The sequence below is a fragment of the Aquisalimonas lutea genome, from assembly GCF_030409225.1.
Taxonomy (GTDB): Bacteria; Pseudomonadota; Gammaproteobacteria; order Nitrococcales; family Aquisalimonadaceae; genus Aquisalimonas; species Aquisalimonas lutea.
In genome coordinates this window covers 1,049,764-1,074,322 of record NZ_JAUFPK010000001.1, presented here as the reverse complement: position 1 = coordinate 1,074,322, position 24,559 = coordinate 1,049,764, and the positions used below count along the sequence as shown (strand labels likewise).

The 24,559-nt window shown below is 70.1% G+C and carries 24 protein-coding genes; 4 read left to right on the top strand and 20 right to left on the bottom strand.

Annotated elements, in window-relative coordinates; all coding sequences use genetic code 11:
• Positions 1–42: 42 nt before the first annotated feature.
• The gene (locus QWY84_RS05080) at positions 43–1,173 is read right to left on the bottom strand and encodes an ABC transporter ATP-binding protein (protein WP_290201365.1); all 1,131 of its coding nucleotides are present in this window, start codon (positions 1,171–1,173) and stop codon (positions 43–45) included.
• Between the two features lie 211 nt (positions 1,174–1,384).
• On the opposite strand from QWY84_RS05080, the gene QWY84_RS05075 reads away from it, so the two are divergent.
• A complete protein-coding gene (locus tag QWY84_RS05075; protein WP_290201364.1) occupies positions 1,385–2,422 on the top strand; it encodes a Fe(3+) ABC transporter substrate-binding protein in 1,038 nt (345 codons plus the stop codon).
• A gap of 60 nt (positions 2,423–2,482) precedes the next feature.
• On the opposite strand, the gene QWY84_RS05070 is transcribed toward QWY84_RS05075, so the two are convergent.
• The 14 genes from QWY84_RS05070 to QWY84_RS05005 form a co-directional block, all read right to left on the bottom strand.
• Positions 2,483–3,556: a transporter gene (locus tag QWY84_RS05070; RefSeq protein ID WP_290201363.1), complete on the bottom strand. Its 1,074-nt coding sequence runs from the start codon at positions 3,554–3,556 to the stop codon at positions 2,483–2,485.
• A gap of 113 nt (positions 3,557–3,669) precedes the next feature.
• The gene (locus QWY84_RS05065; protein ID WP_290201362.1) at positions 3,670–4,329 is read right to left on the bottom strand and encodes a hypothetical protein; all 660 of its coding nucleotides are present in this window, start codon (positions 4,327–4,329) and stop codon (positions 3,670–3,672) included.
• A 3-nt stretch (positions 4,330–4,332) separates the two neighbouring features.
• Positions 4,333–5,079 carry a C39 family peptidase gene (locus QWY84_RS05060; RefSeq protein WP_290201361.1) on the bottom strand — a complete coding sequence of 249 codons (747 nt, stop codon included), beginning with the start codon at positions 5,077–5,079 and terminating at the stop codon, positions 4,333–4,335.
• A 13-nt stretch (positions 5,080–5,092) separates the two neighbouring features.
• Positions 5,093–5,458, bottom strand: a complete 366-nt coding sequence (locus QWY84_RS05055; protein ID WP_290201360.1) for a hypothetical protein — start codon at positions 5,456–5,458, stop codon at positions 5,093–5,095.
• A gap of 66 nt (positions 5,459–5,524) precedes the next feature.
• Positions 5,525–6,889, bottom strand: coding sequence for a hypothetical protein (locus tag QWY84_RS05050; RefSeq protein WP_290201359.1), 1,365 nt, complete (start codon positions 6,887–6,889; stop codon positions 5,525–5,527).
• A gap of 751 nt (positions 6,890–7,640) precedes the next feature.
• A complete protein-coding gene (locus QWY84_RS05045) occupies positions 7,641–8,963 on the bottom strand; it encodes a sigma-54 dependent transcriptional regulator (RefSeq protein ID WP_290201358.1) in 1,323 nt (440 codons plus the stop codon).
• An 81-nt stretch (positions 8,964–9,044) separates the two neighbouring features.
• Entirely contained in the window at positions 9,045–10,058 is a 1,014-nt protein-coding gene (gene gap, locus QWY84_RS05040; protein ID WP_290201357.1) for a type I glyceraldehyde-3-phosphate dehydrogenase, read from the bottom strand.
• Positions 10,059–10,107: 49 nt separating this feature from the next.
• The gene (locus QWY84_RS05035; protein ID WP_290201356.1) at positions 10,108–10,824 is read right to left on the bottom strand and encodes an ABC transporter ATP-binding protein; all 717 of its coding nucleotides are present in this window, start codon (positions 10,822–10,824) and stop codon (positions 10,108–10,110) included.
• Positions 10,817–11,560 (bottom strand): ABC transporter ATP-binding protein, encoded by a 744-nt coding sequence (locus tag QWY84_RS05030; RefSeq protein WP_290201355.1) that lies wholly within the window; start codon positions 11,558–11,560, stop codon positions 10,817–10,819. Before QWY84_RS05030 ends, QWY84_RS05035 begins: the two co-directional genes overlap by 8 nt.
• An 18-nt stretch (positions 11,561–11,578) precedes the next feature.
• Positions 11,579–12,826: an ABC transporter substrate-binding protein gene (locus tag QWY84_RS05025; RefSeq protein ID WP_290201354.1), complete on the bottom strand. Its 1,248-nt coding sequence runs from the start codon at positions 12,824–12,826 to the stop codon at positions 11,579–11,581.
• Positions 12,827–12,858: 32 nt separating this feature from the next.
• Entirely contained in the window at positions 12,859–13,809 is a 951-nt protein-coding gene (locus QWY84_RS05020) for a branched-chain amino acid ABC transporter permease (protein WP_290201353.1), read from the bottom strand.
• On the bottom strand, positions 13,806–14,669 hold the full coding sequence (locus QWY84_RS05015) for a branched-chain amino acid ABC transporter permease (protein WP_290201352.1): 864 nt from the start codon (positions 14,667–14,669) through the stop codon (positions 13,806–13,808). The genes QWY84_RS05020 and QWY84_RS05015 overlap by 4 nt, the downstream gene beginning before the upstream one ends.
• A gap of 13 nt (positions 14,670–14,682) precedes the next feature.
• The gene (locus tag QWY84_RS05010; protein ID WP_290201351.1) at positions 14,683–15,516 is read right to left on the bottom strand and encodes a phosphoenolpyruvate hydrolase family protein; all 834 of its coding nucleotides are present in this window, start codon (positions 15,514–15,516) and stop codon (positions 14,683–14,685) included.
• Positions 15,513–16,733: a Tm-1-like ATP-binding domain-containing protein gene (locus tag QWY84_RS05005; RefSeq protein WP_290201350.1), complete on the bottom strand. Its 1,221-nt coding sequence runs from the start codon at positions 16,731–16,733 to the stop codon at positions 15,513–15,515. Before QWY84_RS05005 ends, QWY84_RS05010 begins: the two co-directional genes overlap by 4 nt.
• A gap of 224 nt (positions 16,734–16,957) precedes the next feature.
• Between QWY84_RS05005 and QWY84_RS05000 the strand changes: the two genes are divergently transcribed.
• Positions 16,958–17,638: a phosphoenolpyruvate hydrolase family protein gene (locus tag QWY84_RS05000; RefSeq protein ID WP_290201349.1), complete on the top strand. Its 681-nt coding sequence runs from the start codon at positions 16,958–16,960 to the stop codon at positions 17,636–17,638.
• A 23-nt stretch (positions 17,639–17,661) separates the two neighbouring features.
• On the opposite strand, the gene QWY84_RS04995 is transcribed toward QWY84_RS05000, so the two are convergent.
• From QWY84_RS04995 to QWY84_RS04975, 5 genes are all read right to left on the bottom strand, one after another.
• Positions 17,662–19,464 (bottom strand): phosphoenolpyruvate hydrolase family protein, encoded by a 1,803-nt coding sequence (locus tag QWY84_RS04995; RefSeq protein WP_290201348.1) that lies wholly within the window; start codon positions 19,462–19,464, stop codon positions 17,662–17,664.
• Positions 19,465–19,533: 69 nt separating this feature from the next.
• Entirely contained in the window at positions 19,534–20,742 is a 1,209-nt protein-coding gene (locus QWY84_RS04990; RefSeq protein ID WP_290201347.1) for a UbiH/UbiF/VisC/COQ6 family ubiquinone biosynthesis hydroxylase, read from the bottom strand.
• A complete protein-coding gene (gene ubiH / locus QWY84_RS04985) occupies positions 20,735–21,976 on the bottom strand; it encodes a 2-octaprenyl-6-methoxyphenyl hydroxylase (RefSeq protein ID WP_290201346.1) in 1,242 nt (413 codons plus the stop codon). Before ubiH ends, QWY84_RS04990 begins: the two co-directional genes overlap by 8 nt.
• A gap of 5 nt (positions 21,977–21,981) precedes the next feature.
• Positions 21,982–23,289 carry a Xaa-Pro aminopeptidase gene (gene pepP / locus QWY84_RS04980; protein ID WP_290201345.1) on the bottom strand — a complete coding sequence of 436 codons (1,308 nt, stop codon included), beginning with the start codon at positions 23,287–23,289 and terminating at the stop codon, positions 21,982–21,984.
• A 10-nt stretch (positions 23,290–23,299) separates the two neighbouring features.
• Positions 23,300–23,896 carry a UPF0149 family protein gene (locus tag QWY84_RS04975; RefSeq protein WP_290201344.1) on the bottom strand — a complete coding sequence of 199 codons (597 nt, stop codon included), beginning with the start codon at positions 23,894–23,896 and terminating at the stop codon, positions 23,300–23,302.
• Between the two features lie 97 nt (positions 23,897–23,993).
• On the opposite strand from QWY84_RS04975, the gene QWY84_RS04970 reads away from it, so the two are divergent.
• The gene (locus QWY84_RS04970; RefSeq protein WP_290201343.1) at positions 23,994–24,221 is read left to right on the top strand and encodes a TIGR02449 family protein; all 228 of its coding nucleotides are present in this window, start codon (positions 23,994–23,996) and stop codon (positions 24,219–24,221) included.
• The gene (locus QWY84_RS04965) at positions 24,221–24,520 is read left to right on the top strand and encodes a cell division protein ZapA (RefSeq protein ID WP_290201342.1); all 300 of its coding nucleotides are present in this window, start codon (positions 24,221–24,223) and stop codon (positions 24,518–24,520) included. The genes QWY84_RS04970 and QWY84_RS04965 overlap by 1 nt, the downstream gene beginning before the upstream one ends.
• Positions 24,521–24,559: the final 39 nt, after the last annotated feature.

Below are 24,559 nucleotides of genomic sequence, written 5' to 3'. Positions count from 1 at the left end.
GGCGGCGCGCGGAAGCACGCGGGAATGATGCGGCGTTTCCCCTCAGGTGCTCTCGGGGAACACGAATGCCTGGGAGCGGTCCAGGTCGATCCGCACGGGCTGATTCTCGGCGGGCAGATAGCGCCCCGGCACGCGGGCGTGCAGGTGGACCTCGCGCCCGTCCGGGCAATGGGCGCACAGGTGGATCAGGCTGCTCGCCCCCAGCAGCCGCGACATGATGACGTGACTCTGCTGCTGGGGATTCTCCGGCCGGCCGATGACCGACACCCGCAGGGCCTCCGGCCGGACGAGCACCTGCACCGGGGCGCCGTCGTCGAACTCGCGCGCGTCCACCCGCCCCACCGGGGTATCCACGAATCCGCCGGCCACCACCCCCGGGAAGCGGTTGAGATCACCGAAGAAGCCGGCGACGAACGGATCCGCCGGCCGGCAGTACAGCTCCTCCGGCGTACCCATCTGGACAATCCGCCCCTCCCGCATGAGGGCGATGCGATCGGCCATGAACATGGCTTCCTCGGGATCGTGGGTGACCAGCACCGTCGCCGTCTCGCTGCGCTTGAGCACGTGCAGGGTGTCGTCGCGGATCTGGTCGCGCAGGCGCGCGTCCAGGCTGGAGAAGGGCTCGTCCAGGAGCATCAGCCGCGGCTCCGGGGCCAGCGCCCGCGCCAGCGCCACGCGCTGCTGCTGTCCGCCGGAGAGGGTGTGCGGGAAGGAATCCGCGTGCGCCTCGATGCGCAGCTGGCGCAGCAATGCCGCCGCCCGCTCGCGGCGCTGGCGCACCGGCAGGCGGTCGAGGCCGAAGGTGACGTTGCGCATCACCGACAGATGCGGGAACAGGGCCGCGTCCTGGAATACCAGCCCGACGTTGCGCGCTTCCGGCGGGTCCTGCGGGCCGTCGGCGCGGGCGACCAGGCGACCGCCGATGCGGATCGCGCCGGCGTCCTGCCGCTCCAGGCCGGCAACCATGCGCAGCAGTGTCGTCTTGCCGCATCCCGACGGCCCCAGCAGGCAGACGACTTCCCCCGCCCGCACCGCCAGGTCGATCGCCTCGACGGCGGGTACACCGTCGAAGGCACGGCTGACGCCGTCCACCTCGAGCACGGCCGGCGCATCGGCGCGCTCCTCGTGCTCGCTACGGGACGTCGCGGAAAGCTCGCGTGCCGCGGTGACCATGCGTCGTCATCCTGCCCGGAATCGAACCTCGCGGAAAGCGAGGATATCTACCAGAATGATATGCAAATGAGAATGATTTGTAAAAGCTGGTTCCGTACTCCGCGGCCGCCTTGACGCCGCGGGCTCGCGGATGTGTACTGACAATGCCAATGAATACGAAGCATTCCTATTACAGAAATAGAGCCGATCACCCACGACGGAAGGTGCGACCATGGCAAAGCGCTCAACACTGACGAACGTCCTGCCGGCGGCCGTTCTGGCCTCCCTGATGCTGTCGCCAACGGCCGCACTGGCCGACGGCAACGTCAACATCTACTCGGCCCGGCATTACGATACCGACGATGCGCTCTACGAGGCGTTCACCGAGCGCACGGGCATCGAGGTCCAGGTCCTGGAAGCGAACTCCGACCAGCTCATCGAGCGTATCGAGCGCGAGGGCGAGGCCAGCCCCGCCGACGTGCTCATCACGGTGGACGCCGGTCGGCTGTGGCGCGCCCAGCAGGCCGGCGTCTTCCAGAGCATCGAGTCCGACGTGCTGGCCGAGCGCCTGCCGGACCGCCTACGGCACCCGGACGGCCTGTGGTTCGGCTTCAGCCAGCGCATGCGCACTATCTTCTACAATCGCGAGTCGTTCGACCCCGCTCGGGTGGATACCTACGAGGATCTGGCCGAGCCGGAGTTCGAGGGCGAGATCTGCATCCGCTCCTCGAGCAACATCTACAACCAGTCCCTGCTGGCCTCGCTGATCGATGCCCACGGCGAGGAGGAAGCCCAGGAATGGGCCCAGGGCGTGGTGGACAACATGGCCCGCCAGCCCCAGGGCGGCGACACGGACCAGATCCGCGGCGTTGCCGCCGGCGAGTGCCAGCTCGCCGTGGCGAACCACTACTACTACGTGCGCCTGCTCAAGTCCGACGACCCGAATGACCGGGCAGCGGCACGCAAGGTCGGCATGATCCTGCCCAACCAGGACGGCCGCGGCGCGCACATGAACGTCGGCGGCGCCGGTGTCGTCGAGGGCGCACCGAACCGGGACAACGCCATCCGTTTCCTGGAGTACCTCGCCTCCGACGAGGCCCAGGAGCTCTTCGCCAAGGGCAACAACGAGTTCCCCGTGGTGGAAGGCGTCAAGAGGGATCCGGTCCTGGAATCCTGGGGCAACATCCACGTGGACGATATCAACGTAAGCGCCCTGGGCCGCTACAACGACGAGGCCGTGCGCATCTTCGACCGGGTGGGCTGGCGCTGAGCCGCCCCTGCCCGCGTAATGCGCCCGGCGGCCACCCCGCCGGGCGCCGTCCTTGTCGCGCTACTGCAGCACCGTCCACGGCATGCGGAACGTGATCGCCATGTCCGGCGCGTCCGCCGTGACCCCCACCTCCAGGTTCACGCTCGCCGTCACCCGCGGCGAGACCACGTGCGACACTCCCAGCAGCAGCGACCCCACGCCCAGGCTGTCCGACTCGAAGGTCGTGTTGTTGATCTCCGTACGGGTCGGGCGGATGACGTCGTGCTTGTAGCCGATGCTGAACGACGTCCGCGGGTTCAGCGACACCGACGTCCCCAGGCTCATGCGCAGCGCATCGCCGGGCTCCACGCGGCCGATGTCGAGGGCCTGATCACCGGCGCCGATGGTGCGGTCCACGTCGCGGGGGAAGTTGCGCAGATAGCCGATGTTGCCGTAGAGCACCGCCGGATCGGACACCACCAGCCCCGTGATGCTGAGCTCCAGGGCGTGGAAGCCGGAGCCGGTGGCCGCCTCGGTTTCCACGGCGCTGTCGTTGTGGTCGACCTCGAACGGCCCGCGACCGGTGATGGACTTGTAGCGCAGATTGCCGATATAGAACGGTCCGCCGGCGCTGCCGCGATTGAGCTGATAGTGGAGGCTCGCCTCCACGTCACCGACACCGTCACCGTCCAGGCGCTGGGACGTGGTGGAGTTGTCCACCTGGGGGATGCTCACCGAGCGCCGCTCGCTGCGGTAGACATACGGCACCTTGAGGCCGAACTCCAGCCGGGGCGTGAGCCCCATGCGCACGTCCACGGCCGAGGTCCAGACGTCCCGGTCGACGTCCTCCACCTCGATGATCCCCACCAGAAAGGTGGGCAGGATCTCGACGCCCTGGAACGTGAACCGGTTGACCTGGGAATTGCTGTACTGGAGGGACGGCTCGATGACCACGGTCCCGGCCGGGGTCAGCACGCCGCCCACATCCGCCATGGCCTGAACATCCGGGCGCTCCGGCTCTTCCTCTTCCGGCGCCACGCCCACGGGGCCCGAAGGCGTTCCTTCCTGGGCCAGGGCGGGGGCGCCGCCGGCACCTAACGCACAGGCCATGACCAGACCCCGCACCACACCACCCATCTCGCCGCGCCACCGCATTCTGTTTTTCTCCTTGTGGGCCTGCACAATTCCCCGCGCCCCATTGCCACTCGGCCCCGGGGAACACCGAACCAGTTCCGCGTGCACCCGCCCGCGACTCGTTCAGTATATGCCTAACGCGCGATGGCCTTGCCCATCTGCCGCGCGCGCAGCGCGTTGTGTATCTGCTCGGAATAGCTGCGGAAGTTCAGCACCCGCAGTTCCATGTCCATGATCTGCTGCACCGACCGGCCATTCGCGGTGTTGGCAACCGTGCCGAACACCTGCTCCGGCCCGATCCGGTGGGAAATCCGGGTCGTGCCGACACCATTCGAGCCGGCCACCGGCAGCTCGACCTGCACGACATCGCCGCGCACGGTCTTGGTGGCGACGACCGGTCCCGCCCCGGACACGGGCGGTGTGCCGGACGAGGCGGACGCCGCCACCGCATCGCCGGACGCCGGTTCGGCGTCGGCAGCGGTGATCCCGTGCACGGTCATCCGCTGCTCCACCCAGCGATGCCGGTCGGCATAGCGCTCCAGGCGCGCCGTCGTCTCCAGGGCCAGCCGATTATCGATATAGGTGCGCAGGTTCGCGGCCAGGTCCATTCTCAGCCCGCCCACCTCCAGGCCGCCGCGGAGCCCGGCCAGCACTTGGTCGGGCAACGGGTCCGCCGTAATCATCGCGGCCCCTGCCGGTACCGCACCGCCACTCAGCGCCAGCGCCAACAGCACGCCGGACACCAGACAACCGCGTTGCCGGCCGCCCGCCCATACACTGCCTGCTGCGTTCATGACCTATCTCCCGAACTCGTTGATGCCCGGCAGCGTCACGCCACGCGCGGGTAGTGCCGCCATGGATCGCGCCGAGCGACCGATCGGCGCCGCCGGGCGCACGGCCCAGTCGGCGGCCAGGTTGAAATGCTCGCGGGCCGTATCCAGCCGCCCGCGGCCGGCGAGGACGATGCCGTTCCAGACCGCTTCCATGAAGGCGCGCGGCACGATCACCGTGCCGCCGGCCGGGTCGCCGACGATCACCTCGTCGCCGCGAATCCCCTTGACGACGATGAAGTGCTGGTAGCCGCCGGTGTTGACCAGCACGATGGCCGGCGCCCCGATTCCGGCCAGCTGGTCCAGCGTCATGCGAAAGCCGTCGGCGTTGAGGCCGTGGGCGTCCAGGTAGCGCTTCAGGTCCAGCATGGAAAAGCCCTGGGCGCGGATCAGCTCCTGGTTGCCGACGGCATACATGGTCTCGAAGACCTGCGCCTCCGTGCGCGGAATGCCGTAGTGGTAGGTCAGCAGCGTCGCCACCGCCGCCGAGCCGCAGCTGTAGTCGTACTGCTGGCGGATCACCCGCTCCCAGCGCTTGCCGGTCATGCTGACAACAGGTACGTGCAGCGCGCCCGCCGCCGTGGGCACCCGGGCGGGGGTCGTCTGCGCCTGGACCGGCGCGACCACCGCCGCCAAAAGTGCCAGCGCCAGCAGGGCGCCAGTCATGCGCGCTGCCCGCCCCATCCCTTGCCGTCGCCGTGCCTGCTGTTTCATGGCCGTGAATCCGTCAGTGCAAATGAACGCTCATGTTGACGCCGGTGCTGAACGAGTTGCTGTTGCCGGTGTTGAAGACGTTCAGACCAACTCCGGACGCGCCCTCGAAGGCGCCGTCACCGATGGTGATGTTGCCGTTGGTCATGGTGCCGACGTTGTAGCTCGCGCCCTGGGTGGTGGAGGAAAGATTCTGCGTGCTGGTCACGATGGTCAGCCGGTTGTCCGCCCCGCGCGCCTCGCCCAGCTCGCTCGCCGCCAGCGTGGGCAGGGCCTCGAATCCGGTCGCCGCCCCGGCCGGCAGCTCGCTCGCCACCGCCGCCTGGCCAGCCAGCAGCATCACGAGCAAGCACCCTGCGGGGCCATAAACGCGCGCTTTCATGGTCTTGATCTCCTGGTGGAACGGCCGACGGGGAGCATCCCCGCCGGCCGTCGACACGCACTTCCGTTAGTTGCCGATGCTCACGCCGGAGTGAGCCGCCACGGACACACCGCCGGTGCTGGCGTTGTACAGGCCGGAGGAGATGTTCATGTTGTTGATGCCGGCAAAGGTGCCGCCACCCACGTTCACGGACACACTCCCGGTCGACAGCGAGCCGCCATAGCCGTGGCCGCCGTTGCCGCCTGCGCCGCCTGCGCCGCCTGCGCCGCCCATGTTGCCGCTGGCGTTACCGGCCGTGGCAGTGCCACCGACCGCACCGTCACCGCCCTGGCCACCGTCGCCACCCTGCGCGGAGTTCCCGCCGTTGCTGGCGTCGCCGCCGTTGCCGCTGTTGCCGGACATTGCGGTCTGCGAGCCCGCGTCCGCGGCACCACCCGCACCACCAGTACCACCGGCACCGCCGTTGCTGTTCTGCGTGGAATCAGCGTCAGCTGTCTGGCCGGTGCTATTGGCGTTGCTCTGGGTCTCGCCGTTCTCGTCCGGGGTATCGGTGACATTCGACTGGCTGGTGCTGTTCCAGTTGTCGGCATCAGCGTCGCTGTAGCCATCGGCGTCGCCGCCGTCGGCATCGTCACCGTCGCCGGCATAGGCATAGCCGTCGGCATAGGCTTCACCGGTGTCTCCGGCATCACCACCCTCGCTCTCGAGGTTGACCTTGCCGTCGTCACCGTCCCCGCCGTCGCCGCCGTCACCCACGCCGACGGAGGCCGCCACGGAGACGTTCAGGCTGTCGCCGCCTTCCGCGCCGTTGCCACCCGCGGCGCCGTTGCCGCCGTTACCGCCGAACACGCTGATCGGCGCCCCGGTGACATTGGACTGCATCTCCTGGTAGGAGATGACTTCCACCACCGAGTTGAACGACTCACTGTAGGCTTCGGCGTGGCCACCCGCGCCACCCGGACCGCCCGCACCGCCGGCACCGGCCATGCCGCTGCTGCCGCCCGTGCCGCCCGTACCCGTACCGGCCCCGCCGGCACCCGCGGTGGACGTGCTGGCGCCGGCGTTGGCATCACCGTCCAGGTTGCTGTCGCTGGTGTTGGTCTGGGTCTCGCCGTTGTCGGGCGGAGAGGTGGTGTTGTTGGACTGGGTGGTGCTGTTCCAGCCTTCGGCTTCCGCGTCGCTCTCGGCCTCGGACGAGCCACCGAAGCCGCCGTAGCCCTTGCCCTCGGCGTCGCCGCCGTTACCGCTGTAGCCACCGTTGCCGCCGTAGCCGCCGTTGCCCGCATTCGTCGTCGCGTTGGCGGTGGAGTTGACGGTGTTGCTCTGGTTGTCGCCGAACTTGTTGATGGGGTTCGCCGAGGCCAGGGAGCCCCAGGCGGCTGCCAGTGCCAGGGCCGTCACACAGGCCACTGCTGTCTTTTTGGTACTCATGCCGTGTATCTCCTGTACAACCCGTTGCAGTCGATCGTGCCGCGCCGCCAGCCCTGCCGGTGGCCCTAAGGGAAAGGCACCGAGGCTGTCGCCGAGGGTTCGGGGAAGAATTCATGCGCCCCGCAGTCGGAATAGCAGGCTTTGTGCCAAACGCCGGCAAACGGTTGCACGCAAGGCCCCGGCGACGCTCAACGGCGACAGCGGGTCGTTCCGGCGCGCCGCGAGGCCGCGGCAGGTGTTCCTCGGGTGATACGGGCGACCGCCGCGCACCGCCGTAGACATACAGCCACGGGCCTTCGCGGGACTGCAGCCACCTGTTTCCCCGGTGAAACAGTTTCGGCGACGCAGAAGCAATGCAGGCGCGAGGAATCCATGGAAACGCGCATCAGCGGCGGCGCCCGGGAGGCGGAGGCGGGGGAAGGCGGCGCCGGCGGCGGACTGTCTCGTCCCACAGGCGAATGCCTTGCCCGCGGGGTGATTTGCCGCCGCCGCGCCGTCCGGATCGTTTGCCGTTAGGAGGCCGCGGCATGCGGGTGGACCCCTGAGTGGGAGTGGTTGCGGGGGGAGTTACAAGTTCCGCGCCAAAGGCAGCGACGGGGTCTTACCAACCTTCCCAGGTATATCGTCATGCCTCAGTGAGTTTCTGCGCCGCTGTGGCAAGGCGCGAGGAGGGAGGTGTAGCAACAGCTACATGACCGACGAGCAACGCCGTCCACAACGGCGCTGAGACCTGACAATATTCCTGGAAAGGTTAGTAACACTCTTCGATGCCGTACTTGTGCATGAGCCGGTACAGTGTCACCCGGGACACTCCCAGCTCCCGCGACGCCTGGGAATGATTGCCGCCACAGCGCCGCAGCATCGCCCGGATGGCGGCCTGCTCGGCGTGCGCCCGGGCCTCTTCGAGGGTGCGCAGCGGCCGATGCTCCTGGCTCCTGCGCTCCAGTCCCAGATCCGCCGGCGTGATCAGTGCGCGGTCACACATCACCACGGCGCGACGGACACGATTGATCAGCTCGCGCACGTTGCCGGGCCAGTCGTGGCGGCGCATCATCTCGAACGCCTGCTGGCTGAACCCGCGGGCGCGACCGTGGCCCTCGGCAACGAACGTGCTGAAGAAGTACCGCGCGAGAAGCTCGATGTCCTCCTGGCGCTCGCGCAGAGGCGGCAGGTCCAGCCGCAGCACGTTGAGCCGGTAGTAGAGATCCTCGCGGAACAGCCCCCGGCGGACCCGCTCTTCCAGGTCGAGGTTGGTCGCGGCGATCACGCGGACATCGACGGCGATGGACCGGTCACCGCCCACCGGATCGATGGTCCCCTCCTCCAGGAAGCGCAGGAGATTGACCTGCTGATCCAGGGGCAGATCGGCGATCTCGTCGAGCAGCAGCGTACCGCCGTGGGCCGCCTCGATGCGCCCCTGCCGACGCTTGAGCGCACCGGTGAACGCACCTCGCTCGTGGCCGAAGAGCTCCGTCTGGATGAGACCGGACGGCAGCGCGCCGCAATTGATGGCGACGAAGGGCCCGTTACCGCGCAGGGAGCGCTCGTGCACGGCCCGCGCCGTCATCTCCTTGCCGGTGCCGCTTTCCCCCTGGAGCAGCACCGGGGCGTCCACGCTGGCCACCCGCCGGATGCGCTGGAAGAGCTTGCGCATGGCGGCGCTGGAACCGACCATCTGCGACTCTTCCACGACGGCCTCGTCCGGGCCGCACAGCGCCTGCATGCCCCAGGCATGCCCCAGGGAAACCTCCAGCCGGTACGGGTCGCACGGCAGCGTGTGGAAATCGTGACAGAAATCGTGGACGAGCTGGCGGCACGGCGCCTGCTCCAGGGCCCCGGACTGGACCAGGGCGATCCATCGGGTGTGGTTCGCCGCCAGGAGCAGATCCCGCCACTCGGTGCCCGGCAGTACAAAGGTGACCGGCAGCACGCCGACGTGGTAGCCGTTGAAGCGGAGCATTTCCCGGGCGGCCTCCGGCGTCGCCGCCCGATGGACCGCCCAGTCGGTGCCGGATAGCTCCGGCGGATTCACCCCGTCATCCGTGGCCAGATACAGTAGCGCCCGGTCCGGCATGCCTGCGTCCCCCCTCTCTCGAACGAGAGGTATGCGCCATCAGTATAGCCCGTGAACGCAGATTCAAGTGCGTCGCGCCGGTTACGCCGCCCGCAGCAGTGCCTCGGTGGTATCCAGCAGGCGGCTGGCGAAGGCCCACTCGTTGTCGTACCAGGCACAGACCTTGATCAGGCCGTCACCGCCGGCGCGCGTCATGGACGGGTCGTACGTGGCGGACGCCGTCGTATGGTTGAAATCCACGGAGACCAGCTCCTCGTCGGCCACCTCCAGGATGCCGCGGAGCCCGCCGTCGGCGGCATCTCGGAGGACGGCGTCCACCTCCTCCGCGCCGGTGGCACGGGCAGGACGGAACGTCAGGTCCACCAGGGACACGTTGATGGTGGGCACACGTACCGCGAAGCCGTCCAGACGCCCGGCGAGCTCCGGCAGCACCAGGCCCACGGCCGCCGCGGCGCCGGTGCGCGTGGGAATCATGGACTGGGTGGCGGACCGCGCCCGCCGCGGATCCTTGTGGTAGACGTCGGTGAGCACCTGATCGTTGGTGTAGGAGTGAATGGTCGTCATCAGCCCCTGCTCCACGCCCACGGAGCGGTGCAGGACCTGGGCCAGCGGCGCCAGGCAGTTGGTGGTGCACGAGGCGTTGGAGATGACCCGGTGGCCGGAGGTCAGGGTGTCGTGGTTGACGCCGTAGACGATGGTGGCGTCGACATCGCCGCCGCCGGGCGCCGAGATCACGACCTTGTCCGCGCCGGCGTCCAGGTGCGCCTGCGCCGCCGCCCGCGAGGTGAACCGGCCGGTGCACTCGAGGACGGCTTGCACCCCCAGATCCCGCCACGGCAGCCGTGCCGGGTCCGATTCGGCCAGGACGCGCACCCGGCGCCCCTCCACCAGCAGGTCGTCGCCGTCGACCTCGACGGCGCCGCGGAAGGCACCGTGTACGGTGTCGTGGCGCAGCAGGTAGGCATTGGTGGCGGCGTCCCCCAGGTCGTTGATGGCCACCACCTCCAGGGACTGCGTACGTGCCTGCTCGAAGATGGCGCGCAGGGCGTTGCGCCCGATGCGCCCGAATCCGTTGATGGCGATGCGATAGGCCATGGATGCCTCCCTTAGAGCGAGCGCGGAACGGATCCGCGCGGCGCGGCCCTCAGGCCGATACGCCGAGGTAGCGACTGAGCACGGTGTCGTCGGTCATGGCCGCCTTGTCCGCGGCCTCGTGGACGATCCGGCCCTCGGCCATGAAATAGGCCCGGTCGGCGGCCAGGGCGGCGGCCTTGACGTTCTGCTCGATGAGCAGGACCGCGACGCCCTCGCCGGTGAGCGTGCGCAGCCCCTCGGCCACGTTTTCCACCACCGCCGGGGCCAGGCCCTCCGTCGGCTCGTCGAGGATCAGGCAGCCCGGATTGGTTACCAGGGCACGGCCGATGGCGAGCATGGACCGCTCGCCCCCGGAGATCTGATTGCCGTAGGATCGCCGCCGCTGGCCCAGCGACGGAAACAGCTCAAAGACCGCGTCGGCGGTCCAGCGCGTGCCGGCGGGCCCCGGGCGGCGATTGAGCTCGAGATGCTCGTCCACGGTCAGCGACGGGAACAGCCGCCGTCCCTGGGGGACATACCCCACCCCCAGCCGGGCGATGCGGTGCGGCGGCCAGCCCAGCACGTCCTGCCCGAGCAGGCGCACCACGCCGTCGGCCCGGGGCGGCGTCAGCCCCATGAGCACCCGGGCCAGGGTGGACTTGCCCACGCCGTTGCGCCCCATGAGCGCCACGCACTCGCGTCCCGCCCGGAGCTCCAGGCCCTGCAGCACGTGCCCCAGCCCGTAGCGGGCATCGAGGTCCGCGACTTCGATCACGGCATCACTCATGGGCGCGCCCCAGATAGATGTCCTTCACGCCCTCGTGGGCAGCGATCTCCTCCGGTGTCCCCTCGGCGAACATGCTGCCGCCGTGGAGCACCGAGATGCGCTCGCTGAGGTCCAGGACCATGTCCATGTCGTGCTCGATCATCACCATCGTCACATCCCGCGGGAGCCCGCGAATCACCTCGGTGAACCCCTGACGTTCCGCCCGGGACAGCCCCGCCGCCGGCTCGTCCAGCAGCAGCAGCCGCGGCCGCCGCGCCAGGACCATGGCCAGCTCCAGCTGCCGCAGCGTGCCGTGGGACAGCTCCGAGACGGGATCGTCGAGCACGGGGGTCAGCCCCAGCTGATCCGCGGTCTCCATGAGCGCATCGTCAAGGGCATTGCGCCAGGAACGCCACAGCGAGGGCAGGCGCCCGTTGCCGCGCGCCAGGGCGAGATTCGCCCGGACGCTGACCGCGGGAACCAGGGTGGAAACCTGGTAGGTCCGCCCCAGCCCCTTCAGCGTGCGCCGCACCACGGAATCGGCGGTGATGCGCTCACCGAAGAAGTAGATGTCGCCCCGGTCCGGGCGCAGCTCGCCCGCGATCATGTTGAACAGCGTGGTCTTGCCGGCGCCGTTGACGCCGATCAGACCACGCCGCTCCCCCGGGGCGACGGACAGGTGAACGTCACTGGCGACCACCAGCGACCCGAAGGACTTGGCCACGCCGGCGACGTTCAGGGCCTGCTCCTCGCTCATGGGTTCCTGCCTCCCGCTTCAGTCGTCGTAGTACGGGTCCGAGCAGTCCCCCGGAGGAAAGTCCCGGCTGTCCGGCTCGGAGGCCAGGTACTCCTCGGGATCGAACGGGCCGAACTGGCTGACCTCTTCGTACGTCTCGATGGGCACGTTCACCAGGCGGCCGTCCACTTCCTGGACCTCGTTGATATAGATGTTCTGCACGGGGTTGCCGTACTCGTCCAGGTAGAGGGGGCCGCGCGGCGCATCCGGCATCTCCGTGTCCCGCAGGGCGGCAATGACCGGGTCGCGTTCCGTGGAGCCGGCCTTCTCCACCGCCTGGACGGCCATGAGGAACGCCACGTAGCCGTGCTCCGCCGGCGCCAGGGGCATGGCGTCGTCGCCGTGCATCGCCCGGAAGGCGTCGCGGAACTCGATGAAGTTCTCGGTCTGCAGGCCTTCCGCGTACTGCAGGGCGGACACGCCGCCCAGGGCGGCCTCGCCCATCTCCGGGAGATCGCCGACGGCGTAGAAGTTCGATCCGCCGATCAGCGGCATGCGCTCGTCGATGCCGAACTCGTGATACTGCTCGAAGAAGGACAGGGCGTCGCTGCCGGCGCCGTTGTAGAGCACCGCATCCCCTTCCGGCAGCGTCGCCAGGATGGAGCTGTAGTCCGACGTCCCCGTGGGGTGCCAGATACGCTCCACGGACTCGCCGCCGGACCGGCAGAAGGTCTCGAGGAAGCCGCCGATCTGGTTGTAGGGGAAGGAGTAGTCCTGCCCCACCATGACGATCCTCTCGTGGCCCAGCTCCTCCGCCACGTAGCGGCCGAAGGCGAACATGGGCTGCGCCCCGGTCCAGCCGGCACGCACCACGTTCTCGGCGCGCTGGCGCATGGTGATGTCCTCGGGCGCCGAGTAGGAGATGATGGTGGGCATGCCGGAGTCCTTGGCCCACTCCAGCGCGGCGAGCCCGGTGCTGCCCAGGACCGGGCCGACGACGATGTCCACGTCGTCCCGCGAGTCCATGGCCCGAAGGCGGTCGACCACCGTCTCCGGGTCGCCCTGGGAGTCATAGAAGGTCACCTTGATGTCGTGACCGGCCACGCTGTCGCCGACCTCGTCCATGGCGAGCTCCACGCCCATGTTCTGCTGCTCGCCGAAGAACGAGAATACGCCGCTGGTGGGGCCGACGACCCCGATGTGTACCGTCTCCTGGGCCTGGACCGGGGCGGCCGCCAGTGCCAGGGCCGAGATCCCGCCGACGAGAATGTGTCTGGTTGCTGACATGGTGTCTCTCCTCCTCCCAACGAGGGTTCTCTTTATGAGGAAGCCGTTTCCGACTTCGCGCTTCGTGAACGGTTCTGCCCGAAGACCTCCGCCAGCCCTCGCGGCATGAGCAGGATGCACAGGAGCAGAACCAGACCGATGACCATGGTGTGCCGGTCGGTGAACTGGCTCACCACGGATTCCAGGACCACCAGGATGACCACGCCCAGCGCCGGCCCCCAGAGCGTGCGGTAGCCGCCCACCACCGCCGCGGTGAGAACCCAGACGGCGTGGTCCAGGCCCAGCGGCGACGGCGACATGATGCCCATGTCGAAAACCATGAACACGCCCGCCACGGCGGCGATCGCACCGGCTAGCACGAAGGCCGTGAAGCGGGCCAGGTAGACCGGGTGCCCCAGGGCGCGCATGCGTTCCTCGTTGTCCTGGATGCCCAGCAGCAGCAGCCCGAACGACGACTGGTACAGGCGCCGCACGCCGAGAAAGATCAGCACCGCGACCGCGGCCAGGACGGCAAAGAAGACGCGGTCATTGCCGAGGTCGATGCCCAGCACCACGGGCAGGCGCACCCCCGAGATGCCGTTGTAGCCCCCGGTGACGTCCACCCACTGGAACGACAGCGCCCAGACCATCTGGCCCAGGGCCAGGGTCAGCATCAGAAAGCTCACCGCCCGGGAACGCAGGGTGAGGAGGCCGAAGACCGCCGCAAAGGCGACGGCGACGACGATCGCGACGGGGATGACGGCGCCGGCCGGCCAGCCGTGGTTGACGCCGAGGATGGCGATGACGTAGCCGCTGATGCCGGCGAACGTGGTCTGGCACAGCGAGAACCAGCCGAGCCGCCCGGCCAGGATGGAGAAGCTCAACGCCAGCAGCGAGTACATCAGCACCCGGTTGCCCTGGGAGACCGCGTAGTCGCCCATGAGCAGCGGCCAGACTGCCAGCAGCGCGACGAGGCCGACGATGAAGGCGCGTTCGTTGCTCATGTCGTGCGTCCGAACAGGCCCTGGGGCCGGAAGACCAGAATCAGGGTCATGGGCAGAAACAGGAAGAACAGGGCGAACTGGGGCAGATAGCCCGTGGCGAAGCTCGACACCATGCCCGTGATCAGCGCACCGACGGCCGCGCCCTTCAGCGAGCCCATGCCGCCGATGATGATGACCACCAGCGAGAGCATGAGCACGCGCACGTCCAGGCCCTGGTTGAGCGACATGTAGGAGGTGCCGATCACCCCGGCCGCCCCGGCCAGGAAGCTGGCCACGGCGAACACGCCGGCGAACAGCAGCGGCACGTTGATCCCCTGGGCCATCGCCGTCTCGCGGTCGTCCACGCCCGCGCGGATGGCCGCGCCGATGCGCGTGCGGGACATCACCAGCCACAGCGCGCCCCCCAGCAGCACAGCCAGCACCATGATCACCACGCGGAAGGCGGGGTACATCATCACGCCGAGATCGACGGGGCTGCGCAGGCCCGGCGGCAGGGGCAGCGAGATCGGGCGCCCGCCGTAGGCCACGAGCAGGGCGTCGGCGATGATCAGGCCCACGGCGATGGTCAGCAGCGCCTCGGAGAGGTCCAGCCCGCGCACGCGCTGAAGCAGCAGCCGCTCCACGAGCAGCCCGCCGGCCATGGCGACGGCGCCGCCGACCAGGACGCCGGCCGCCAGGCTGCCGCTCGCCTGCACCACGTGCACGCCGGTGTACCCGCCCAGGAGATAGAACGCGCCGTGGGCCAGGTTCACCACCCGCATCAACCCGAACGCCAGCGTCAGCCCGCTGGCCATGATGAACAGCAGCGCCGCGAGGGTCAGACCATTGAGCGTGAGGAAGTAGAACGTGTGCAGAGTCATCGCGCCGCCGTCCTCATCCGTCCGCGATGGCCTTGAACGCGCGCGTCTGCTCCGTCAGCGCCCGCTCCGTGGGCAGGCGCTCCATGCTGGAGGCGCCGTAGAAGCCGTTGCAGCCCGGGCACTTGCCGAGGATGTAGCGGGCGTCGTCCGGCATGGCGATGGGGCCGCCGTGGCACAGGGCGATGATGTCCGGGCGCTCGGCGCGCGCGGCCGCGATCCACTCGTTGATGGCGGGCACGCAGTCGTCCAGCGTCATGGCGGTCTCGGCGCCGATGGAGCCGCCGGTGGTGAGGCCCATGTGGCAGACGATGATGTCGGCGCCTGCACGTGCCATGGCCACGGCGTCGTCCGCGGAGAACACGTACGGCGTGGTCAGCATGTCCAGCTGCCGGGCCCGGGCCACCATCTCCACCTCGCGGGCATAGCTCATGCCGGTCTCTTCCAGGTTCGCCCGGAACGTGCCGTCGATCAGCCCCACGGTGGGGAAGTTCTGGATGCCGGCAAAGCCCATGGCCCGGAGCTCGTTGAGCAGGTGGTCCGTGATCATGAACGGGTCGGTGCCGTTGACTCCCGCGAGCACCGGCGTGTGCTGCACCACCGGCAGCACCTCCCGGGCCATCTCCTTGACCACGTCGTTGGCGTTGCCGTAGGCCATCAGCCCCGCCAGGGAGCCGCGCCCGGCCATGCGGTACCGGCCCGAGTTGTAGATCACGATCAGGTCGATGCCGCCGGCCTCCTCGCACTTGGCGGAAAGGCCGGTACCGGCGCCGCCGCCGACAATGGGCTGCCCCCGATCCACCATGTCCCGGAAGCGGTCGACAAGCTGTTGCCGAGTCCACCTGCTCACGCTGAACCTCCTCTTTCGTGTTCCGCCATCACGGCGCGGAAATGCTCCACCAGCGCTCGCGCGAACGCCGGCTCATTGATGTTGTGGGGCAGGCGAACAAGCTGCCGGTCGGCCGTCTGCTGCACGGTCTCCTCCAGGGCCCGGAACAGCGCGGCATCCGCCTCCGGATCGTGGAACGGCTGCCCCGGGGCGTCGAGCAGCGACACCCCGCCTTCCGGGATCAGGAATCGCACCGGGCCCCGGCAGCGGTTGAGCTTGTCGCCGATCCAGCGCCCCATGCGCTCGTTCTCCTCGGCGGTGGTGCGCATGAGGGTGACCTGGGGGTTGTGCTCGTAGAAGGTCCGCCCCTGGTAGTGCGCCGGCACCGTCCCGGGCGCACCGAAGTTCACCATGTCCAGCGCGCCGCAGGAGCCGACGTAGGGGAGCCCGGTACGCGCGATGGCGTCGAGGCGCCCCTCGCCGGCGCTGAACACGCCGCCCATGAGCAGGTCGCAGACCTCGGTGGTGGTGACGTCCAGCACGCCGGCGAGCATGCCGCTGTCGGCCAGCTTCTCCATGGACTGCCCGCCGGTGCCGGTGGCGTGGAACACGAGGCAGTCGTAATCGGCGTCCAGCATGCCGGTGACCTGGTTCACGCAGTCGGTGGTCACGCCGAACATGGTCAGGCCGACGGCCGGCTTGTCGGCGCCGCCCTCGGGAATGCGGTTGCGGATCATGCCGGCCAGGGCATTGGCCGCGTTGCCCAGCACCTGGCGGGAGATCCGGTTGATGCCGGCGACGTCGGTGACCGACGGCATCATGGCGATATCGGACGGCCCCACGTAGGGGGCGATGTTCCCCGAGGCCACCGTGGACACCAGCAGCTTGGGCAGCCCGACGTCCAGCTCGCGCAGGGCCGGGGCGATCATGGCGGTACCGCCGGAGCCGCCCATGCCCAGGACGCCGGCGATGTCCGTGCGCGTACCCAGGAAGCGGCGCAGCGCCTCGGCCATGGCTGCCACGGCCTGTCCGCGGTCATCGATGAACACCGCCTGCGGCCCGTCCGGATGGCTGGCCGCCACGTCCGCGGCGCGGATGTCGGCGTCCCCGTCGTCGCTGCGGGTACCGATGTCCACCAGCACGGGCTCGAGCCCGGCGGCGCGGAGTAGCCCGCAGGCGTAACGCAGTTCCGCACCCTTGGTATCACAGGTGCCGATGACATAGGCCCTGGCTGCCATGATTCTCCTCCTGTATCCGGGGACGCCCCCGCCGCGCGACGGCACCCTGTCATGGATCCCGGCCGGCGCGGATTCTTTCTTTGGGCGGAATGAGTGCAGAGGTCGTGCCATCTCGGAGAACGGCGTTATCACGGGCCTGCAGGGCCAAACGCCACGGGTACACGCGGGTAATATCGAGTAGACTATGCCCAGAACTACTCTTTCTGACTCATCCTGAGGTACCCATGGTATCGCCCGGTGCACACGACGGCTGGTTGGTGGGCAGTAGCGCGGACGCCGTGGCGCACTCCCCCGCCCCCTGCCTGCTCAGCCCGCTGACCGCGGGGCTGGACCCCCACCTGGCTACAATGGCATGCGTGCTGCCGGTAGGCGACGTCAACGGCTCGCTGCGCGACGCGGCGGCAGCACAGCCCCCGCCGGACGGAACCCTGGCCGGGGTGCTGGCCCACGACCCCTTCCGGCGCACCGGCGACCTGCTCGCCGAGCTCGGCGCACGGGGCGTGCACAGCATCGTCAACTGGCCCAGTGTGGCCCCGCTGAGCGGCGAGCTGGCGGCCGCCCTGGAGCACTCGGGTTTCACCTACCAGCGGGAGATCGATCTGCTCCGGGAGGCCCGGGCCGGGGGATTCCGGGTCGCGGCCGTGGTGCATACCCGGGACCAGCTGCAGGTCGCCCTGGAGCTCGGGCCGGACCGGATCGTGGTCACTCCGGGACTCACCACGGCGGACGCCCGGGAACGGCGACGGCAGGGCGAGGCGACCACGGCCCTGGCCCGAAGCGCGCAGCAACGATCCGGCAACCCCGTATGGCTGCACCTGCACCCGGGCTTCGCCGAATGGCTGGAGGGGTCGGTACCGGCGGGTGTCGTCGTGCTGCGGCACGCAGCCGGATCGTCCGGCGCCTGAAAGCCCGCAGCGGTGCACTGGCGCTAGAGCAGGTCGTAGCGCCGCATCTTGTTGTACAGCGTCTTGCGCGCCAGCCCCAGCTCCCGGGCGGTGTCACCCCGTCGAAAGCGGTTGCGCTCGAGCGCGGCCATGATCCATTCGCGCTCGCTGCGCGGCGCCGGCCCGTCGCCGGGCGCGGCCTGGTTGGCCACCGCGGAGGCGCCGGCCTCCGACGGCGAGGGTGCCGGCTCAGCGGTCAGCGGCGGCAGATCCTGCGCGGAAACCACTTCCTCGTCGCACATGATCACCGCCCGCTCGAGGACATTGCGCAGCTCGCGCACGTTGCCCGGCCAGGAATGGCGCATCAGGGCCCGGTACGCCGAGGCGTCCATCTGGCGCACCCGCGGGTTCATCTCCTCGGCGATGCGCGGCAGCAGGTGGCGTACCAGCAGCGGAATGTCCTCGATGCGCTCGCGCAGGGGCGGCAGCGTGATCTCCACGGCGTTGAGGCGGTACAGCAGATCCTCCCGGAACGCGCCCTCGGCGGCCATGCGGCGCAGCGGCTGATTGCTGGCGCACAGGATGCGCGCGTGGGTGCGGCGCGGCGTGTTGGTCCCGAGCCGCTCGAAGGAGCCGTCCTCCAGCACGCGCAGGAGCTTGGCCTGCAACGGCAGGGCCAGATCGCCGATCTCGTCCAGCAGCAGCGTGGTGTTGCTGGCCTGCTCGAACCGCCCCACCCGGGCCTTGACCGCGCCGGTGAACGCGCCCGCCTCGTGGCCGAACAGCTCGCTCTCCAGCAGCTCCCGGGGAATGGCGGCGCAGTTCACCGCCACCAGGCGCTGATCCCGGCGGCGGCTGGCGGCGTGGATGGCCCGGGCCACCAGCTCCTTGCCGGTGCCGTTCTCGCCGGTGATCAGCACCGACAGGTCGCTGTCGGCGACCTTGCGGATCATCTGGATCACCGAGGTGATGGCCGCGGAGCGACCGATGAGGCCGAACTCGTGGCCCTCGCCCAGCCACTCGCTCTTGAGGCTGTGGATACGTTGCTGGAGATGGGCCACGGACTTGTACGCGGAGGTGGTCTCGGCCACCGCGGCCTCCAGGGGGATACGGTCGATGGTGGAGCCGCCGATGTAGCCGTCCGCCCCGGAGGCCTCCGCCACCTGCTGCGCCTCCGCCGGGGCGGTGATGGGGCCGCCCTCCACGGCGCACTCGATGCGCGGATTGCGCCGCCGCACCTCCTCGAAGACCTGCCGGGCGTGCTCGCCCGCTTCCTCCAGGGTATAGCGGCTGGGCACGCCGGCCATGCCGCCGGCATTCCAGCCGTAGTTGATGCACACGATGTCCACCCCGGCCTCGGCCATCATCAGCGCCTCGTCCTGGCGGCGGACGTAGCCGCAGGTCTGCAGCCCGGCGGCCCGCGCCGTCTGCATCAGCCGCACCTCGCGCTGGAAGCCGCTACCGGCGTACTCCAGGTTCTGCCGCATGGGGCCGTCGAAGTGCACGGCGGTGGGAAAGTTGCAGATGCCGTCGAAGCCCGCAGCGCGGACCTCGGCGACCAGGTCGTCCAGCAGCACGCGGGGATCGAAGACACAGGCGCCGAAGAACACCGGCAGATCCACCCGCCCCAGGATCTCGGCGCGGGCGAACTCCAGTACCGAGCGGTTGTTGTCGGCCACCGGCAGCATGCAGGCGATGGATGGCGCGCCCATGACGCGCACCCGTCCCGCATGCAGGGCCAGGAGGATATCGGCGCCGCCATGGGCGGCGGCGCGCGCCGTCATGCCGGTGCCGATGGCGGCGCCCACCAGGAACGGGCTTTCGTCGACGGCCGTTTGCGTACTCATGGAGCTTCGTATAGCACCGTTGCCGGGATAAAGGCAAAACCGGCGTGCGGAAGGGTCGGCAATCGGCCCTCAGCCCCGCGCCAGCGACGGCAGCTCGCCGCGGCGGCCGAGGGCATGGTCCACGAACAGCGCCTTGGCCGGGGCCAGGCGGTCGGTGACGCTGAGCCCCAGGTTGCGCAGGATGCCGCGCACCGGGTCGTCGTTGCTGAACAGCCACTGGAAGCCGTCCATCGCCCGCTGCATGAAGGCATTGTCCCCGCGGCGCCAGCGGGCGTAGCGGCGCAGGGCGCCGACGCCGCCGATGTCGCGGTCCGCCTCCCGCGCCGCGGCGAGCACGTCCACCAGGGCCGCGGCATCCAGGAAGCCCAGGTTCACCCCCTGGCCGGCCAGGGGATGGATGACGTGGGCGGCATCGCCCACCAGGGCCACGCGGGGCGCGACGTAGGCACGGGCGTGGAGGCGGCGCAGCGGGAAGGCGGCGCGATCCCCGCTGGCGGTGACCCGGCCCAGGACCTCCTCCGACGCGCCGCTGAGCGCAGTGTTGAACGCCGCCTCGTCCATGGCCTCCAGCTCCCGGGCCCGCTCCGCGGTCGCCGACCAGACGAGGGAGCAGCGGCCGTCCGCCAGGGGCAGGAGCGCCAGCGGCCCCGCGGGCAGGAACCGCTGCCGGGCCGTCGCGCCGTGGTGCTGCTCCGTGGCCACGGTGGCGACGATGCCGCGCTGGCCGTAGTCGTGCTCCGCCACGCCGATGCCCGCGTGCCGGCGCACCAGGGAGCTGGCACCGTCCGCCCCGACCAGCAGCCGACCCCGCAGCCGCCGCCCGTCGTCCAGGCGCACCGTGGCGCTGTCGGCGCCGACGTCCAGCTCCTCGACCCCGACCGGGCAATACAGGCTGACCCGGTGGCGTCGCCCGGCGGCCTGCCGGAGCGCGTCCTGGATCAGCGGATTCTCGATGATGTAGCCGAGACAGGGCTCGCCGCGGTCGGCGGCGTCGAAGGTCACCCCGGGGTGGCCGGCGGCATCCCAGGCACGGATCGCCTCGAAGGGGCTCACCCGCCCCGCGGCGATGGCCTCCCAGGCGCCCAGCCGCTCCAGGATGCGGCGGGAGGCCGGCGTGACCGCGGACACCCGGTTGCTCACGTGATCCCGCTGCCATGCCGGCGGCTCCCTGGCCTCCACCACGGTGACCTCCAGGCCGGCGTCGGCCAGCCCGATGGCCAGGGCCAGCCCGACCATGCCGCCGCCGATGATGATCACGTCCGCCCGCTGCTCAGCCATGGGTCGGGGTCTCCAGGGGCAGCCCCCGGGCCAGCCGCGGCGGCCGGCCGCCGCGGCCCATGGCCTGGCGCATGAGCTGCTGCCGGGCGGCGGGGAACAGCTCCATGCCCAGCAACCCGAGATTGCGCGCCAGCCGCAGGCCCGGCAGGCGATTGGAGAACAGCCGCACCAGGCCGTCGGTGAACGCGGTGACCCGCCGGTGGTCATCGCGGCGCGCAGCGGCATAGGCCCGCAGCAGCTCCGGGCTGCCCGGGTCATCGCCCCGCCCGGCCGCGACATGCAGCCGCTCGGCGAGCTCGGCCACGTCCCGCAGTGCCAGGTTGAACCCCTGGCCGGCCACCGGGTGCAGGGTGCGCGCGGCATTGCCGACGAGCACGCCGCGCGTGGTGATGCGCTGCCGGCTGCGGCTCAGGCGCAGGGGATAGACCGCCCGTCGCCCGGCCCGCAGGAAGCGCCCCAGCCGGTAGCCGAAGGCGTCCTGCAGGGCGGCCAGGAAGGCGTCGTCCGGCAGCCCCGCCAGCGCCTCGGCGCGCTCCGGGGCGACCGTCCAGACCAGGGAGGCGTGGCCGCCGCGCAGCGGCAGCAGCGCCAGCGGGCCCTCCGGGGTGAACCGCTCGTAGGCCCGCCCCTGTGGGTCGCGGGCCGGCGTGACGTTGGCGACGATGCCGCACTGGCCGTAGTCGCTGTCGTCGCAGGGGATCCCCAGGCGCTCGCGCAGCACCGAGTGGGTGCCGTCGGCGGCCACCAGCAGCCGCGCAGACAGGCTGCGATCGCCGTCCAGGCGGACGGCGACGGCGTCGTTGTCGTCCCAGTCGACGGCCTCCACCCGGGCGGTGACCTGTTGCACGGCTTCGGGCAGCTGCCCCAGCCGCTCGCGCAGCACGCGGCCGAGGACGCGATTGGGGACGACGTGCCCCAGGGCGTCCAGCCCTTCCCCGGCGGCGTCCATGCGGGTGATGCCGAACGCGCCCTGCTCGGAGACGTGGATGCTGCGGATGGGCGCCGCCTCGGCGGCGATGGCCGGCCACAGCCCCAGCGCCTCCAGGATGCGGCGGCTCGCCGGGGCCAGCGCGGTGTTGCGGTCGTCGTAGCTCGGCTGCGTGGGCGCCTCGGCGGTCACCGGATCCACCACCCGCACGGCGAGCCCGCTGCCGGCGAGGGCGACCGCCAGGCTGGCGCCCACCAGGCCGCCGCCGGCGATCGCCACGTCCACCGCCTCGCCCCGGTCGGTCATTGCCGTCAGCCCTCCGCCATGATGGCTTCGACGTCGGCGACGGCCTTGGGTACGCCGGCGCTGAGGATATCCTGGCCGTCGGCGGTGACCGCCACGTCGTCCTCGATGCGCACGCCGATGTTGTGCCAGCGCGGGTCCACCTCGGGAATGTTGTCGGCAATATAGAGCCCGGGCTCCACGGTGATCACCATGCCCGGCTCCAGCACGCGCCACTCGCCGTCGATGCGGTAGTCGCCGACATCGTGGACGTCCATGCCCAGCCAGTGCCCGGTACGGTGCATGAAGAACGGCCGGTAGGCCTCGTCCTCGATGAGCGCGTCCACCTCGCCGTGCAGCAGGCCGAGATCCACCAGCCCCCGCACCAGCACGCGCAGAGCGGCCTCGTGGGGCCGGTTCCAGTGGTCGCCCGGACGCACCGCCTGGATCGCCGCCTCCTGGGCCGCCAGCACGATCTCGTAGACGGCCCGCTGCTCGCCGCTGAAGCGCCCGTTCACCGGGAAGGTGCGCGTGATGTCCGAGGCGTAGCAGTCCAGCTCCACCCCGGCGTCGATGAGCACCAGGTCGCCGTCCCGGAGGGTGGCGGCATTGTCCACGTAGTGCAGGATGCAGCCGTTGCGGCCGCCGCCGACAATGGGCGGATACGCGGGCCAGCCGCCGTGGCGCCGGAAGATGTACTGGAACTCCGCTTCCAGCGCGTACTCGGGCATGCCCGGGCGGCATGCGACCATGGCCCGCCGGTGCGCCTCGCCGGAGACCTGCGCCGCGCGGCGCATCTGCTCCAGCTCGGCCGGGCTCTTGATCAGCCGCATCTCGTGCAGCGGGTGCTCCAGCGCGACGATCTCGCCGGGCGTCCGCGCGCCGGCCCGGGCGCGGGTGCGCACCTGGTTCACCCAGCCCAGGATGGCGTGGTCGAAATCCGGATTGAGCCCCATGGTGCAGTACAGCCGGTCCTTGCCCTCGAGCAGGCCCGGCAGGATCTCGTCGATATCGTCCACGGGAAAGGCATCGTCGGCGCCGTAGCGCTCACAGGCCCCGTCCTGCCCGGCGCGCGGGCCGTCCCAGACCTCCCGTTCGGGATCCCGGTCCCGGCAGAAGAGGATGTACTCACCCTGTGCCCGGCCCGGCACCAGCACCAGCACGGCCTCCGGCTCCGGGAACCCGGTAAGGTACTGGAAGTCGCTGTCCTGGCGGTACGGATGCTGGACATCCCGGTTCCGCGGGCGCTCCGGTGCGGCGGCGACAACGGCCACGGAGTTCTCGCCCATGAGGTTCATGAGCTCCCGGCGACGGCGAGCGAATTCCTTCGGATCCATCAACCCTCCTTCAGTGCGTCCGCTGGCTGCCCTGCCCGGACCCCGAGCCCTGGACGGGCACCGGGCCGCTGCGACGGCGGGGCTGAAGGTGCTCGCGCACCAGCAGCGCCCCGGTACGCACGAACTCCAGCAACTCCTCGTAGGCGGCCTCGTCGTCCTCGCCGCCGTCGTCGCTGGCCGCGTGACTGACCTCGCCGAGGTGTCCGATGATCTCGCTCACCTCCTTGGGCAGCTGGCTCTCGTCGGCGATCCCCGCCACCCCGAGGCCGTAGATGAACCCGTGGGCCCAGCCGCCCAGGGCCTCCGCGCGCTGGACCACCGCTACGGACTCGTCCGGCAGCAGCAGCTGGAACTCCAGGTTGCTGTCGTCCATGCCCTGGCGCGTGGCCTCGTAGAGCTCGGCCAGCGCCTCCAGGCAGCGCCGCGCCGGGTCCCCCTTCGGCTCGGTGCCGGCGAGCACCTGGGCGATCCAGCGGGAGGCTTCCACCTCCCCCGAGGCGCTCAGCATCCCGGCGAGCAACCCCTGGGCTTCGGCCGCCCCGATCTCGGCGTCCACCTCCCGGAGAGCGGCATCGAGGGCGTCATATTCCGGCAGTGACTGGCTCATGGCTCCCGTCCGACGTATTCAATGTGCGGCAGAATCGCTATGCTATCACGTGGATACGGGCCTCCGGGCCCGCGGGTACTGGATGAGGACGGCAGGCATGAGCGAACTGTCCCCGAGAGCGCTGCGCAGGGAGCTGGATCGCCTGGACCGCCAGGTGGACGCCCTGGTGCGCTACTGCGCCCGCCTGGAGGAGGAGAACCGCGTCCTGCGGGAAGCGCGCGACTCCCTCAACGCGGAGCGTGCCAGCCTGCTGGAGAAGAACGAGATGGCGCGCTCGAAGATCGAATCGATGATCAGCCGCCTCAAGGCCATGGAGCACCACTGATGCGCGACGGCATGGAACCGGTGCGGGTCACCATCATGGACAAGGAATACATGGTGGCCTGCCCGCCCGAGGAGAAGGACGGGCTGCTGAACTCCGCCCACCTGCTGGACAAGCGCATGCGCGAGGTACGCGACAGCGGCAAGGTCCAGGGGCCCGACCGCATTGCCGTGATGGCGGCGCTCAATCTCACCCACGAGCTGCTGCAGGCCCAGGGAGAGCAGAAGGAGACGGCCCGCCTGGTCGAGGAGCGGGTGCGCGCCATGGAGGAGCGCATCGGCCAGGTGCTGCCGGAGTCCTAGTGTCCCGCCCGGCGGTCGGCGCGTTGCGACCCGGCCTTG

Bases quoted from the DNA above. Each gene is read 5' to 3' on its own strand.
- QWY84_RS05080 (WP_290201365.1), bottom strand. From the start codon at position 1,173: ATGGTCACCGCGGCACGCGAGCTTTCCGCGACGTCCCGTAGCGAGCAC.
- QWY84_RS05075 (WP_290201364.1), top strand. From the start codon at position 1,385: ATGGCAAAGCGCTCAACACTGACGAACGTCCTGCCGGCGGCCGTTCTG.
- QWY84_RS05070 (WP_290201363.1), bottom strand. From the start codon at position 3,556: ATGCGGTGGCGCGGCGAGATGGGTGGTGTGGTGCGGGGTCTGGTCATG.
- QWY84_RS05065 (WP_290201362.1), bottom strand. From the start codon at position 4,329: ATGAACGCAGCAGGCAGTGTATGGGCGGGCGGCCGGCAACGCGGTTGT.
- QWY84_RS05060 (WP_290201361.1), bottom strand. From the start codon at position 5,079: ATGAAACAGCAGGCACGGCGACGGCAAGGGATGGGGCGGGCAGCGCGC.
- QWY84_RS05055 (WP_290201360.1), bottom strand. From the start codon at position 5,458: ATGAAAGCGCGCGTTTATGGCCCCGCAGGGTGCTTGCTCGTGATGCTG.
- QWY84_RS05050 (WP_290201359.1), bottom strand. From the start codon at position 6,889: ATGAGTACCAAAAAGACAGCAGTGGCCTGTGTGACGGCCCTGGCACTG.
- QWY84_RS05045 (WP_290201358.1), bottom strand. From the start codon at position 8,963: ATGCCGGACCGGGCGCTACTGTATCTGGCCACGGATGACGGGGTGAAT.
- gap (WP_290201357.1), bottom strand. From the start codon at position 10,058: ATGGCCTATCGCATCGCCATCAACGGATTCGGGCGCATCGGGCGCAAC.
- QWY84_RS05035 (WP_290201356.1), bottom strand. From the start codon at position 10,824: ATGAGTGATGCCGTGATCGAAGTCGCGGACCTCGATGCCCGCTACGGG.
- QWY84_RS05030 (WP_290201355.1), bottom strand. From the start codon at position 11,560: ATGAGCGAGGAGCAGGCCCTGAACGTCGCCGGCGTGGCCAAGTCCTTC.
- QWY84_RS05025 (WP_290201354.1), bottom strand. From the start codon at position 12,826: ATGTCAGCAACCAGACACATTCTCGTCGGCGGGATCTCGGCCCTGGCA.
- QWY84_RS05020 (WP_290201353.1), bottom strand. From the start codon at position 13,809: ATGAGCAACGAACGCGCCTTCATCGTCGGCCTCGTCGCGCTGCTGGCA.
- QWY84_RS05015 (WP_290201352.1), bottom strand. From the start codon at position 14,669: ATGACTCTGCACACGTTCTACTTCCTCACGCTCAATGGTCTGACCCTC.
- QWY84_RS05005 (WP_290201350.1), bottom strand. From the start codon at position 16,733: ATGGCAGCCAGGGCCTATGTCATCGGCACCTGTGATACCAAGGGTGCG.
- QWY84_RS05000 (WP_290201349.1), top strand. From the start codon at position 16,958: ATGGTATCGCCCGGTGCACACGACGGCTGGTTGGTGGGCAGTAGCGCG.
- QWY84_RS04995 (WP_290201348.1), bottom strand. From the start codon at position 19,464: ATGAGTACGCAAACGGCCGTCGACGAAAGCCCGTTCCTGGTGGGCGCC.
- QWY84_RS04990 (WP_290201347.1), bottom strand. From the start codon at position 20,742: ATGGCTGAGCAGCGGGCGGACGTGATCATCATCGGCGGCGGCATGGTC.
- ubiH (WP_290201346.1), bottom strand. From the start codon at position 21,976: ATGACCGACCGGGGCGAGGCGGTGGACGTGGCGATCGCCGGCGGCGGC.
- pepP (WP_290201345.1), bottom strand. From the start codon at position 23,289: ATGGATCCGAAGGAATTCGCTCGCCGTCGCCGGGAGCTCATGAACCTC.
- QWY84_RS04975 (WP_290201344.1), bottom strand. From the start codon at position 23,896: ATGAGCCAGTCACTGCCGGAATATGACGCCCTCGATGCCGCTCTCCGG.
- QWY84_RS04970 (WP_290201343.1), top strand. From the start codon at position 23,994: ATGAGCGAACTGTCCCCGAGAGCGCTGCGCAGGGAGCTGGATCGCCTG.
- QWY84_RS04965 (WP_290201342.1), top strand. From the start codon at position 24,221: ATGCGCGACGGCATGGAACCGGTGCGGGTCACCATCATGGACAAGGAA.